Genomic DNA, 13477 nt, shown 5'->3' with positions numbered 1-13477 from the left:
TTTTCTGGGGTTAAACACAGAAATGCCGGGCTTTTGACCCGGCATTTCGTTTGTTGGTCGTCTTATCGACTGTCAATGCGCTGTTGTAGCGCCTGCTTCATCGTCAACAGCGGCCACGTTTGCAGGTGCTTCGGGCTCTGTCCACTCGATTGGTTCGGGCTGACGCACGAGCGCGTGCTTCAGCACTTCACCAACGCGAGACACCGGAACGATCTCAAGATTGTTCTTCACATTGTCCGGAATCTCCGCCAGATCCTTGGCATTTTCTTCCGGGATCAGAACCTTCTTGATGCCGCCGCGCAGAGCCGCGAGAAGCTTTTCCTTCAGGCCGCCAATCGGCAGAACGCGACCGCGCAGCGTCACTTCACCGGTCATCGCGATATCCTTGCGAACCGGAATACCGGTCAGCACGGAAACGATGGTCGTGACCATAGCGATACCGGCGGACGGACCGTCCTTCGGCGTCGCACCTTCCGGCACGTGGACGTGGATGTCGCGCTTATCGAACAGCGGAGGCTCAATGCCGAAATCAACGGCCCGCGAGCGGACATAGGATGCCGCAGCCGAAATCGATTCCTTCATCACGTCACGCAGGTTACCCGTGACGGTCATGCGACCCTTGCCGGGCATCATGACACCTTCGATGGTCAGCAATTCGCCGCCAACTTCCGTCCATGCCAAGCCGGTGACAACACCGACCTGATCTTCGCCGTCGATCTGACCAAAGCGGAAACGCTCAACACCCAGATAGTCGGAGAGATTCTTGTCGGTGATCTTCACCGACTTCTTCTTCGACTTCAGGATTTCGGTGACGGCCTTACGGGCGAGAGTCATCATCTCGCGCTCAAGGCTACGCACACCGGCTTCCCGGGTGTAAAGGCGGATCACATTGCGCAGTGCATCGTCAGTGAGCGAGAACTCCTTCGGCTGCAAAGCATGGTCCTTGATGGCCTTCGGCAGCAGGTGCCGCTTGGCGATCTCCAGCTTTTCATCCTCGGTGTAACCGGCGATACGGATGATCTCCATACGATCCAGCAACGGACCGGGGATGTTCAGCGTATTGGCGGTCGTCACGAACATGACGTTGGACAGGTCGTACTCAACCTCAAGGTAATGATCCATGAAGGTTGCGTTCTGTTCCGGATCCAGCACCTCGAGCATTGCCGACGACGGATCGCCGCGGAAATCCTGGCCCATCTTGTCGATTTCATCGAGCAGGAAGAGCGGGTTGGACTTCTTCGCCTTCTTCATCGACTGGATGACCTTGCCGGGCATCGAGCCGATATAGGTGCGGCGGTGACCGCGGATTTCAGCTTCGTCGCGCACGCCGCCGAGCGACATACGCACATATTCACGACCGGTCGCCTTGGCGATAGAACGTGCAAGCGATGTCTTGCCCACGCCGGGAGGTCCAACGAGGCAGATGATCGGGCCCTTGATCTTGGTCGAACGAGCCTGCACCGCGAGATACTCGACGATGCGTTCCTTGACCTTGTCGAGACCGAAGTGATCATTGTTGAGCACTTCTTCCGCAAAGTTCAGGTCCTGCTTGACCTTCGACTTCTTGCCCCACGGAATGGAGAGCAGCCAGTCAAGATAGTTGCGCACAACCGTCGCTTCGGCAGACATCGGGCTCATGGTGCGCAGCTTCTTCAGCTCAGCCTGAGCCTTTTCACGCGCTTCCTTGGAAAGCTTGGTCTTGTTGATGCGTTCTTCCAGTTCAGCCGCTTCGTCGCGACCGTCCTCGCCGTCACCAAGCTCCTTCTGGATCGCCTTCATCTGCTCATTGAGATAATATTCGCGCTGCGTCTTCTCCATCTGGCGCTTGACGCGCGAGCGGATGCGCTTCTCAACCTGCAGAACCGAAATTTCGGCTTCCATGAAGGAAAGTGCCTTCTCGAGACGCTCGCGCACCGAGAGAATGGACAGCATTTCCTGCTTTTCAGGAATCTTGATCGCGAGATGCGAAGCAACCGTATCGGCAAGCTTGGAATAATCGTCGATCTGGCTGGCAGCGCCAACCACTTCTGGCGAAATCTTCTTGTTCAGCTTGACGTAGTTTTCGAAGTCGGAAACCACCGAACGGGCAAGCGCCTCAATCTCGACGGCATCTTCTTCAGGCTCCGGCAGAGCCGCAGCATAAGCTTCGTGATAGTCTTCGCGATCCGTAAACTTGGAAATCTTGGCGCGTGCTGTGCCCTCGACCAGCACCTTTACGGTGCCGTCCGGCAACTTCAAAAGCTGAAGCACATTGGCAATCGTGCCAATTTCGTAAATCGCGTCTGGCGCCGGATCGTCATCGGCAGCGTTCTTCTGGGTCGCAAGCAGTATCTGCTTGTCGACGCCCATCACTTCTTCCAGAGCGCGAATAGACTTTTCGCGTCCGACAAAAAGCGGAACGATCATGTGCGGGAAGACCACAATATCGCGCAACGGAAGAACGGCATAAAGCCCGTCTGCACCGCCCGCTTCCGATCCACCCATCGGGGTCTTGTCTTCAATACCCGTCATAACTCAAGTCCTTTCTCAGGCCTTTCGACCCGACTGCCACGCCGGCGCCCCCTTTCATCATGAGGCAGGTCGCACAGCGTGCTTCGGTTCATACTTGGAGAGCCAAGCCCAGCAATTCAATAGCCAGTATCGGGGCGGCTTTCATAGAATCGTTAACTATCCTGCGCCGTCCAGGCAATTTGCACAATATGCCGCTTTGGATATGCCCTGATACAAGAGCGTTGAACTCTCAACACTAAATTGAATTGCCAGACTGGCAACAAAAAAGGCCGCTTTCGCGGCCTTTTGAGGATATTTTCAATCTCTTAGGCCGAAACATTGCCCTTCTCGTCCTGACGCTCCGCATAGATGTACAGAGGACGGGCGCTGCCATCCACCACATCGCCGGAGATCACGACTTCGCGAACACCTTCCAGTGTCGGCAATTCGAACATCGTGTCGAGCAGGATCTTTTCCATGATCGAGCGCAGACCGCGAGCACCCGTCTTGCGTTCGACTGCCTTGTTGGCAATGGCGCGCAAGGCGTCGTCGTGGAACACCAGTTCGACATTTTCCATATCGAACAGGCGCTGATACTGCTTCACGAGCGCATTCTTCGGCTCGGTCAGAATCTGGACCAGTGCATCGACGTCGAGGTCTTCGAGCGTTGCGATAACCGGCAGACGACCGACGAATTCCGGAATAAGACCGAACTTCAGCAGATCTTCCGGTTCCAGCTCGCGGAACACCGCACCGATACGACGCTCGTCAACGGAGCGAACCGTTGCGCCGAAGCCGATGGAGGTCTTCTCGCCACGAGCAGAGATGATCTTGTCGAGACCGGCAAAAGCACCGCCACAGATGAACAGGATGTTCGTCGTATCCACCTGCAGGAATTCCTGCTGCGGATGCTTGCGACCGCCCTGCGGAGGAACCGAAGCAACGGTGCCTTCCATGATCTTGAGAAGCGCCTGCTGCACGCCTTCACCCGATACATCGCGCGTGATGGACGGGTTGTCGGACTTGCGGCTGATCTTGTCCACTTCGTCGATATAGACGATGCCGCGCTGCGCGCGTTCGACGTTGTAATCAGCAGCCTGAAGCAGCTTCAGGATGATGTTTTCAACATCTTCACCGACATAACCGGCTTCTGTGAGTGTCGTCGCGTCGGCCATGGTGAATGGTACATCGATGATGCGAGCGAGCGTCTGGGCAAGATAGGTCTTGCCGCAGCCGGTCGGACCGACGAGAAGAATATTCGACTTCGCCAGTTCGATATCGTTGCTCTTCGACTGATGCGCGAGACGCTTGTAGTGATTGTGCACCGCGACCGACAGAACGCGCTTGGCATCCTTCTGGCCGATGACATAGTCGTCAAGAACGGCCATGATTTCCTGCGGCGTAGGCACGCCCTCGCGGGACTTCACCATCGAGGATTTGTTTTCCTCGCGGATGATATCCATGCAGAGTTCGACGCATTCGTCGCAGATGAAAACGGTCGGGCCTGCAATCAGCTTGCGCACTTCATGCTGGCTTTTGCCGCAGAACGAGCAATAAAGCGTATTCTTGGAATCGCCGCCGCTGTTGCTGACTTTGCTCATTGCAGTTTCCTTTCAATAAACCGAAACGAACCTTGGGCTGTTCATTCCGATCGTTTCTTCCGGTTCGGACCCAGTAAAGAAGGAAAAACACGCCTTCTACCGGTCACAATGACAGTTGATACGCACTGTCCCTGTAGTCTCTAGGTTTCCGTTCACCGTAGACTCCCCGACCGAAGGAGTCTTTCAGTGACTTTTGCAGAACCTGAACCTTCGAACAAACAAAAAATAAGTTCCCGGCAAAGATTCGGCCTGATCTGACCAACTTTAGCGCCTTGATGCCCAACAGATGCTTAACGCGGCGCGTTAACCTTCACGTTGGTCCAAGAATTGAGCCCCTTTTGTGGCAAAAGGGGCCAAAAATTGGAAGCGAGCCGGATTCAGGCTCACTTCGATTCGTCGGCGCTCACATCGCGTGCTTCAACGACCTTGTCGATGAGACCAAATTCGAGCGCTTCCTGTGCGGTCATGAAATGATCGCGATCAAGCGTGCGTTCGATGGTTTCGTAATCGCGGCCCGTGTGCTTCACGTAAACTTCGTTAAGACGGCGCTTCATCTTGATGATGTCCTGCGCATGGCGTTCAATATCGGACGCCTGTCCCTGGAAGCCGCCCGAAGGCTGGTGAACCATGATGCGGGCATTCGGCAGCGCATAACGCTGGCCGGTTGCACCTGCCGTCAGAAGCAGCGAGCCCATCGATGCGGCCTGCCCCATGCAGAGCGTGGATACCGGCGGACGGATGAACTGCATCGTGTCGTAGATCGCCATGCCGGACGTCACCACGCCACCTGGCGAGTTGATGTACATGTTGATCTCTTTTTTCGGGTTCTCGGCTTCGAGGAACAGAAGCTGCGCGCAAACCAGCATCGACATGCCGTCTTCGACCGGTCCGTTGACGAAGATGATGCGTTCTTTCAGAAGGCGCGAGAAAATATCATAGGCCCGCTCGCCACGGTTGGTCTGCTCGACCACCATCGGCACGAGGTTCATGACAGTTTCAATCGGATCTCTCATTATGGGCCTCTGGATGTAATGATGCGAATTGAGTGGATTTGAATCGTCGGACTACCATACATAGGGCGTTGCGCCCCTGTTCCGCAAGTGGTGCTCGGTTCCTCACGGAATCATGACTAATCCCAGTCGTTTTCCGGCTTCTCCGGCTTGATGCCCCGCTTGTCGTCGAGCGTCCGGCGCGCCACTTCCGTGAGACGCGCCTTCACCCGCACCGAACCGTCTTCCAGGTCTTCGCGCTGCACTTCACTGCCGTGTTCGTAGATCCAGTTCAGTATGTGCAACTCGAAAGGCGAAAGAACGATATCGATAGCGCCAAGCACGCCCGCTATCCGTGTTTCGATCAGACTAAGCAAGCGATCAACGCCCTCGCCTGTGATGGCTGACAGGGGTATCGGGCGGCCTTCATCGCCACCGGCAGCGGCCAGACGCAATGCTGCCTCACGGCCGCTCTCGTCGAGATTGTCGATCTTGTTCCAGATTTCCACGACGCGCTTGCGATCCTGCGACTCGATACCGAGCCCGGCCAGAATGTTCTCGACATCTTCAGCCTGCGCGGCGTTATCCGGATCGGAAATATCGCGCACGTGCAAAATGAGATCGGCTTCCACCACTTCTTCCAGCGTGGCGCGGAAAGCGGCCACCAAATGGTGCGGCAGATTGGAAATGAAGCCCACCGTGTCGGACAGGATGACCGTCTCGCCATGGGGCAGACGAATGCGACGGAGCGTCGGATCCAGCGTGGCGAAGAGCATATCTTCAGCCAGCACCTCGGCACCGGTCATACGGTTGAACAGCGTAGATTTACCAGCATTGGTATAGCCGACAAGCGCAACAATCGGATGCGGCACCTTGCGTCGCTTCTGGCGATGCAGCGTGCGCGTGCGAACAACTGTTTCAAGCTCGCGCTTGATCTTCAGAATCTTGTCCTGCAACAGACGACGGTCGGCTTCGATCTGGGTTTCACCCGGACCACCGAGGAAGCCGCCGCCGCCGCGCTGGCGTTCCAAGTGGGTCCAGCTGCGAACCAGACGGCCCTTCTGATAATTCAGATGCGCCAGTTCGACCTGCAACGCACCTTCCTTGGTACGTGCGCGCTCACCAAAAATCTCAAGAATCAGGCCCGTGCGGTCGATGACCTTAACGTTCCATTCCTTTTCGAGATTGCGCTGCTGTACCGGCGTCAGAGCATGATCGACAATGACCAGCCCGATGTCATTTTCCTTGACCGTATCGGCAATGGCTTCAACCTTGCCTGCGCCAAGCAAAGTTGCGGGTCGCGGATTGGCAATAACCGCGACTTCGGCATGAATGATTTCAAGATCAATGGCGCGCGCCAGACCGACAGCTTCTTCCAAACGCGCTTCACTGGAGCGCTGAAACTGCGTGCGTGCACCATCTTCGCCCGAACCGTTGGCATTATAGCGTTCCGGTAAAATGGGAACGACGACGGCAGCTCTGGTCGGTTCTTGTTCGGAAAGGCCGTAGCCTTTGTTTGCATCGTCTTTATGCGCGTCGAAGGACGACGCGTTTTTATCCTTGAATTTGGACAAATAAATATTCTCCGGGGAGTGCAGAGACATTGCGCTCCATCATCAAGCACAAATAGGTCGCCGCTATGCGTGTTTCAAATAGAAGACGCCCCGGACGTTAAAGCAAATATATCCGGGCCCCATGACTGGAACCCGGAATAATCGCCTAACAATACATCAGGGCGACGCGACCTCGATGGACGAAGCCGCTACACCCGAATGGAATTCGGAAAGCGTCAGGCTTCCTCGCCTTCGAACATCTGAACCGGCTGGCTCGGCATGATCGTCGAAATTGCGTGCTTATAGACAAGCTGCGAATGACCATCGCGGCGCAGCAGCACACAGAAATTGTCGAAAGACGTCACAATACCGGTCAGTTTTACGCCGTTGATCAGAAAAATCGTCAGGGAGATCTTCTGTTTGCGTACGGAGTTCAGAAAAAGGTCTTGAAGATTTTGCGATCGTTCAGCCATTGTTTTTATTCCTTTAATCGATCAGCAGCCTGTTCGCGATACGTGAAAGCGGTGGACCCGCCCTATCTCTTTGTTTTCATGCATTTCTCGATCAGCAAAACCGTTAAACACGTTTGCTGGAAATGCCGTTATTCCTTGTCGCATTTCCCAGCGCAAAACCGTTAAACACGTTTGCGGGGAATGCTGTAGACGAGCATGCGCATTTGCATAAATCAAGCACCGGAACGAGAGGTGCCGATACAGAACTGCAATTGCTGTGGAAAGACAACTGCTTCGCCCTCAAGCTTCGGTTAACAGGATGGGAATCTTTGCGCAACCGACAATTTTGTTGAACACGTGTCAATTATTGGTAGCAAGGTTAGCGTTGCGTGATCAGCTTGTCTTGGAAAGCTCAATATTATCATTGCGTTCAAGCAAAGGTTTCACCTGATCCCTCATCCACATGTAAAAACTGCCGGGTTGTAATGAAACAACAGCCTTGTGTTTTTTATGGATATGGAAGCCGATGAAGTCCGGGTGATCGAGAGGCTCAAGCCCATAGGCCGGATCGTAGATGCGCGTCGCATCCTTGCCGACCCAATAGTAGAAATTCTCACGTGGCGCCGCGTGTTTAAAAATCCCGTATTTGCGCGCAAGCCGCGAAATGCCGTCATTGCCGAACACGGTTATACCGATGGAGGCAGGCGTCACTTCCTTGCCAATCGCCCGGTAATAGAGCGGCCGCAACTTTCCGCGCCGAAATCCGAGCCACCGCGGCAAAGGATAGGTCGCAGACATATAGGCTTCGAACTCGCCGATGATCGGATGATCATGCGGAAAATAGAGCGCCGACACCCCCACGCGGTATCGGTTTTCGTGTGCAAGATAGGGCTTCTCCGGATCGGGATGGAACTGCTTCAGGAGGAACACATCCGTATCGAGCCACACACCCTGCTGGTGTTTCATCAGCATGATGCGGAAAATATCGCTGAACTGGACAATGGTTCGCGACGACCGAAACGTCGGATAGCCGGGATCAAGCCGATTGAACGCGCGTTCCGGCAAGATCGCGTTGGCGTCATGCAGCTCTACACCAGCAGGAACATTTTCTATCGGCGCATAGGCAAACAGCTTTACGCGCTGGCCCGTCATGACCATTGACGCCAGACAAATCTGATCGACTTCACGTAAGCGAGGTCCGTACCAAAAGGTACAAATATCCATATATGCCCCCACGGATTAAACCGTGCCGGCTTATATCACTCATAATTAATTAACTATACCAGATTTCTACTGTTAAAAAAATTCGAGGCTGACACGGAACATTTGTTCCACATGTTTGACGGCCTCAGCCGTGGCGAAAATCACCACCCGGTCCTTCGGCTTGATACGAACATCGCCATTGGGGCGGATAACCTGCCCGTCCCTGTAAATCGCACCGATTCGCAATCCGACGGGCAAATCCAGATCCCGCAACGGTGCGCCGACAAGCGACGACGTTTCCAGGGCTTCGGCTTCGATGATTTCGGCCATATCGCGATAGACGCTATAGACCGCACGGATACGGCCTCGGCGCACATGCTGGAGGATTTTGGAAACCGTCACCGCCTTCGGATTGATATAGGCGTCGATGCCCACCATGTGGGTGAAATCCTGATAAGCGACCGTATTGAGCAGCGCCATATTGCTTTTGCAGCCAAGGCGTTTTGCCATGATGCTGGAGAGAATATTCACCTGATCCTGATTGGTGAGCGCCACCATCAGATCGGCGTCCTGAATATCGGCTTCTTGCAGCAAGGCCTGATCCAGCGCGCTGCCATGCAGCACCATGGTCCGCTTCAGCTGATCGGCAATCGTGAAAGCGCGCTCATGGTCGCTTTCGATCATCTTCACGCGGGTCTGCCATTTCCGGTCTTCAATAGCCTTGGCAACATAAAGCCCGATATTACCGCCGCCCGCTATGACAATGCGACGTGCCTCCGGCTTTTCATGCCCGAACAGCGACAGCGTTCGGCGGACCTGCTCGCGCGTTGTGACCACATAGGCCAGATCGCCCGCATTCAGCTCATCGGACGAGCGTGGAATGAACAGGTTTTCATTGCGCACAACCCCGACGACTGTTGCCGCCAGATCGGGAAACAGGTCGGTCAATTGTTTGAGCGGCGTGTTGATGACCGGACATTCTTCGAGACATTCAATGGCAAGGCCGATGACGCGATCGTCGGCAAAGCGCAAAACATCCGTCGCGCCTTGCAAGGCGATGCGGCGCAGCACCACCTCGCCCACTTCCAGTTCTGGAGAAATGATCACATCAATCGGCAGGTTTTCGCGAAGAAACAGGTCCTGATATTCCGCCTTGAGATAGGACTGGGCGCGGATACGCGCAATCTTCGTCGGCACATTGAACACCGAATGCGCAACCTGACAGGCGACCATGTTCACTTCGTCGGACAGCGTAACGGCGATGATCATGTCCGCTTCGTCGGCGCCAGCGGCAGCCAGCACGTCCGGCTGCGACCCATGACCAACGAATCCGCGCACATCCAGCGTATCGCGCACGATTTCGATGTGACGTGCCGACGTATCGATGACAGAAACGTCGTTTTCCTCGGCGGCCAGTCGTTCGGCTATACCATAGCCGACCTGCCCCGCTCCGCATACGATCACCCGCATGGCTGCTCCGCTTGTAGAATTACTAAACGCTTATACGCCGAGTGATTTCAATTTACGATGCAAGGCCGAGCGTTCCATGCCGACAAATTCCGCAGTGCGCGAAATATTGCCGCCAAAACGATTGATCTGGGCGATCAGATATTCCTTTTCAAAGCGCTCGCGCGCTTCACGCAGCGGCAGAGCCATGATGTGTTGGTCCGATTCTGTCGGCGCGCGCGGCAGCGTATCACCAATTTCGGCAGGCAGCAGATCAGCCGTTACCGGCGCATCCGCATCGTCGCCACGCGCCAGAATCATCAGGCGTTCCACATTGTTGCGCAGCTGACGAATATTGCCTGGCCAGCTATGGGCCTGAAGCACGGCCATGGCATCCGCACCGATCTTGCGTGGCTTGATACCTGCCTGCCCGGCAATCTGGGTCATGAAATACTCGACAAGCGACGGGATATCCTCGCGGCGCGCTGCAAGAGGCGGAACCTGAACCGGCACAACCGACAGGCGGTGGAAAAGGTCTTCACGGAATGTGCCTTCGGCAATCATCCCTTCAAGGTTCTGCGCCGTGGAGGAAATGATGCGCACATCAACCTTGACGCGTTTCGTGCCGCCGACACGCTCGAACTGCTGATCGACCAGCACGCGCAGAATCTTGTTCTGGGTTTCGCGCGGCATGTCGGCAACTTCATCGAGATAGAGAATGCCGCCATGCGCTTCTTCCAAAGCACCGACTTTGCGCTCGCCACCGTCCATTTCCGTGCCGAAAAGTTCGATCTCCATGCGCTCCGGCGTGATCGTCGCCGCATTCACAGTCACAAATGGTCCGTTAGCACGGGTCGATTGGGCATGAATGGCACGGGCCGCAAGTTCCTTGCCTGCTCCTGAAGGGCCCGTAATCATAATGCGGCTGTTGGTGGGCGCAACACGCTCGATGGTCTGCCGCAACTGGCTCATGGCCAGTGATGCGCCAATCAGCTCCATGCTTTCGCCAGACCGCTTGCGCAAATTGGATACTTCGCGCTTCAGCTTGGAGGTTTCCAGAGCGCGCTCGGCGACGAGGATCAAACGATCCGCCTTGAACGGCTTTTCGATGAAATCATAAGCACCGCGCCGGATGGCGGAAACCGCCGTCTCGATATTGCCATGACCGGAAATCATGACCACCGGCAGATCGGGATGCAACTTCTTGATTTCATCCAGCAGAGCCAGACCGTCAAGTCGGCTGCCCTGGAGCCAGATGTCCAGAAACACCAGCCGCGGCACACGATCGCCAATGGCTGCCAGCGCGCTATCCGCATCAAATGCGGTGCGGGTTTCATGACCCTCATCGCTGAGAATACCAGCTACGAGCTCCCGGATATCCGCTTCGTCATCAACTACAAGAATATCGGCTGCCATATCAATTCACCTGTCCAGCTATCTTTGTGTCGTCATTTCCGTTGGCAGCCTCGGTTACACCGGCCTGCATATCGGGAAAGACCATCCGTATCATTGCGCCACGACCTCCGTGGAAATCCGCTGGCGCGTCATGCAATTCGAGATGTCCGCCGTGATCCTCGACGATCTTGCGAACGATGGCGAGGCCGAGCCCCGTACCCTTTTCACGCGTGGTCATATAAGGCTCAAGCAGCTTCTGACGGTCGTCACCCGGCAAGCCCTTGCCATTGTCGATCACATCGACAATCAAATTCCCGTCAGCCTTGTACGAATGAATAAGAATATGCCCTTCGCCGCGATCTTCCTTGGCAACGGCATCAATCGCTTCGCTCGCATTCTTGATGACATTACCGAAAGCCTGACCGATCAGACGGCTGTCAAAAGAACCAGTCAGCTTTTCCGGCCCGAAATTATTTTCGAACTTGATGTCACTGCGGCTGACTTCGATCAGGAAGGACGCTTCACGCAAGGCTTCGCGCATATCCATCTGTCGCATTTCCGGCTTCGGCATACGCGCAAAGGCGGAGAATTCATCCACCATGCGGCCAATATCGCCAACCTGGCGGATGATAGTGTCGGTGCACTGATCGAAGACTTCCCGATCTTCGGTGATCACCTTGCCATAGCGACGGCGAATGCGTTCAGCCGAAAGCTGGATCGGGGTCAGCGGATTCTTGATTTCATGCGCGATGCGCCGTGCGACATCGGCCCATGCCGAGGTGCGTTGCGCCTGCACGAGATCAGTAATGTCATCCACCGTCACGACATAAGAATGATCTTCCGATTCAATATCTTCGACCGTGACCTGCACGTTGAATGTGCGTGCCACGCCGTTGCGCGTCATGCTCACCTGCTCGCGATGCATCGTCTTGTCCGCAGTTCGCGCAACTTCAAACGCCTGACCGATTTCCGGCGCAATGCTGCTCAGGCTTTTGCCCACCGCATCCTGCGATGTAACGCCGAACATATGTTCTGCCGAACGATTGAGAATCGAGATCGACCCATCGGTTTCAATGCCGATCACGCCAGCCGTCACACCCGAAAGCACGGCTTCCGAAAAGCGGCGGCGCTCGTCGATCTGATCCTTGGCGGAAATCAACTCGTTGCGCTGGCTCTTCAGCTCCGCAACCATGTTGTTGAAAGTGCCAGACAGAGCACCGACGTCACCATCGGACGAGCGGACAGGAACGGAAACGTCGAGATCGCCAGCAGTCACATCATCGGCTGCACCGATCAGCAGGCGGATCGGCCGCACCAGACGATCCGCTACCGCGATACCGGTCCAGATTGCAGACAGAAGAACGATCAGCGTCAGGCCGAAATATAGAAGTGCAAAAGCAATCTGTGTTGGAATGCGGTTTGCATCCATCTCCTGATAGCGCTGCGTATTGGCTTCCATCAGACGCATTGCATCGAGAATCTGCGGGTCGACGGCCCGCACCGTGTATAGAAACACGTCCGGAATTTCGCGCATCTTGATGATCGCGCCAACGAAATTACTGTTGCCGGGCGGGATGATGACGGGCTTGCCGTCGGTCGCCGTTTTCAGTGCATCTTCGGTCGGCGGCGGCAGGCGCGGTTCCAGCCCTGTGCCGCTTTTCACCACGATGGAACCGTTTTGGCGCACGAGAAATGCGCCAAGCAGCCCGCGTCCCCGCGTCTGCAAGGTCAGCAATTCAATGAAGCCGCCCCGGTCGAGACTATAAAGCGTGCGCTGCGCATCCAGATCCTGCAGCATCGAGTAAGACGTGCTTTGCAGATTGAGTGCCGTCTCGCGAATATAGGCCGTGGTCAGGCTTTGCGACGAATTCACGATATCGCGCGTATTGGTGTCGAACCAGCGGTCGAGACCGAGATTGAGCGTTACCGACGCGACAATCGCCACCACAATCGCCGGAACTGCTGCAATCAAAGAGAACAACGCCACGATACGGACATGTAGCCGCGACGCCGCCTTACCTGACCGCCGTGCTGTGACGATGCGATAGACCTCACGGCAAATCAGCAAAATCAGGAACAAAATCAACGCGACATTGATAATGACCAACGCCAGCGTGACGGTGCGATCAGGCGTGATGGGCGTGATGCCGATCAGAATCGCAAACGAAATGGACGCCGTCACAAGCGCCGAAACAACAGTGATGATGCCAGGCAATGCAAGAAGCCTGCGCCCCTCGCCCTTGCGCGACGATTGTTCCGTCTTATCCATATCGGTGGTCAGATTCGCTGCGTTCATATTAACCATGATACCCAATAGCGTTGCATCTATGCAACGCATTGTGGCGAAA

9 protein-coding genes are annotated in these 13477 nt (G+C 55.5%); all 9 read right to left on the bottom strand.

The genetic code is table 11. The annotated features are described in order from the left end of the window. Positions 1 to 72: 72 nt before the first annotated feature. Complete coding sequence (gene lon, locus FGI60_RS10375; RefSeq protein WP_138785102.1) at positions 73 to 2511, bottom strand: endopeptidase La; 2439 nt, start codon at positions 2509 to 2511, stop codon at positions 73 to 75. Positions 2512 to 2816: 305 nt separating this feature from the next. Then, on the bottom strand, positions 2817 to 4091 hold the full coding sequence (gene clpX, locus FGI60_RS10370; protein WP_078338598.1) for an ATP-dependent Clp protease ATP-binding subunit ClpX: 1275 nt from the start codon (positions 4089 to 4091) through the stop codon (positions 2817 to 2819). Between the two features lie 383 nt (positions 4092 to 4474). Then, positions 4475 to 5104 (bottom strand): ATP-dependent Clp endopeptidase proteolytic subunit ClpP, encoded by a 630-nt coding sequence (gene clpP, locus FGI60_RS10365; protein ID WP_078338597.1) that lies wholly within the window; start codon positions 5102 to 5104, stop codon positions 4475 to 4477. 116 nt (positions 5105 to 5220) lie between these two features. Beyond that, entirely contained in the window at positions 5221 to 6654 is a 1434-nt protein-coding gene (hflX, locus tag FGI60_RS10360) for a GTPase HflX (protein ID WP_235889782.1), read from the bottom strand. Positions 6655 to 6869: 215 nt separating this feature from the next. After that, positions 6870 to 7106 (bottom strand): RNA chaperone Hfq, encoded by a 237-nt coding sequence (hfq, locus tag FGI60_RS10355; protein WP_002964239.1) that lies wholly within the window; start codon positions 7104 to 7106, stop codon positions 6870 to 6872. Positions 7107 to 7478: 372 nt separating this feature from the next. Further along, positions 7479 to 8309 carry a glycosyltransferase family 32 protein gene (locus tag FGI60_RS10350; protein ID WP_138785100.1) on the bottom strand — a complete coding sequence of 277 codons (831 nt, stop codon included), beginning with the start codon at positions 8307 to 8309 and terminating at the stop codon, positions 7479 to 7481. A gap of 72 nt (positions 8310 to 8381) precedes the next feature. Beyond that, positions 8382 to 9758, bottom strand: a complete 1377-nt coding sequence (gene trkA / locus FGI60_RS10345; protein ID WP_078338594.1) for a Trk system potassium transporter TrkA — start codon at positions 9756 to 9758, stop codon at positions 8382 to 8384. A gap of 30 nt (positions 9759 to 9788) precedes the next feature. Beyond that, on the bottom strand, positions 9789 to 11150 hold the full coding sequence (ntrX, locus tag FGI60_RS10340) for a nitrogen assimilation response regulator NtrX (protein WP_078338593.1): 1362 nt from the start codon (positions 11148 to 11150) through the stop codon (positions 9789 to 9791). Between the two features lies 1 nt (position 11151). Continuing rightward, positions 11152 to 13467: a sensor histidine kinase NtrY-like gene (locus FGI60_RS10335; protein ID WP_138785099.1), complete on the bottom strand. Its 2316-nt coding sequence runs from the start codon at positions 13465 to 13467 to the stop codon at positions 11152 to 11154. Positions 13468 to 13477: the final 10 nt, after the last annotated feature.

Origin of the sequence: Brucella haematophila (genome assembly GCF_005938105.1) — a bacterium.
Lineage (GTDB): Bacteria > Pseudomonadota > Alphaproteobacteria > Rhizobiales > Rhizobiaceae > Brucella > Brucella haematophila.
Note: the sequence above shows the minus strand (reverse complement) of the source record. Positions and strands in the feature narration are given on the sequence as shown.

Bases quoted from the DNA above. Each gene is read 5' to 3' on its own strand.
- lon (WP_138785102.1), bottom strand. From the start codon at position 2,511: ATGACGGGTATTGAAGACAAGACCCCGATGGGTGGATCGGAAGCGGGC.
- clpX (WP_078338598.1), bottom strand. From the start codon at position 4,091: ATGAGCAAAGTCAGCAACAGCGGCGGCGATTCCAAGAATACGCTTTAT.
- clpP (WP_078338597.1), bottom strand. From the start codon at position 5,104: ATGAGAGATCCGATTGAAACTGTCATGAACCTCGTGCCGATGGTGGTC.
- hfq (WP_002964239.1), bottom strand. From the start codon at position 7,106: ATGGCTGAACGATCGCAAAATCTTCAAGACCTTTTTCTGAACTCCGTA.
- FGI60_RS10350 (WP_138785100.1), bottom strand. From the start codon at position 8,309: ATGGATATTTGTACCTTTTGGTACGGACCTCGCTTACGTGAAGTCGAT.
- trkA (WP_078338594.1), bottom strand. From the start codon at position 9,758: ATGCGGGTGATCGTATGCGGAGCGGGGCAGGTCGGCTATGGTATAGCC.
- ntrX (WP_078338593.1), bottom strand. From the start codon at position 11,150: ATGGCAGCCGATATTCTTGTAGTTGATGACGAAGCGGATATCCGGGAG.
- FGI60_RS10335 (WP_138785099.1), bottom strand. From the start codon at position 13,467: ATGCGTTGCATAGATGCAACGCTATTGGGTATCATGGTTAATATGAAC.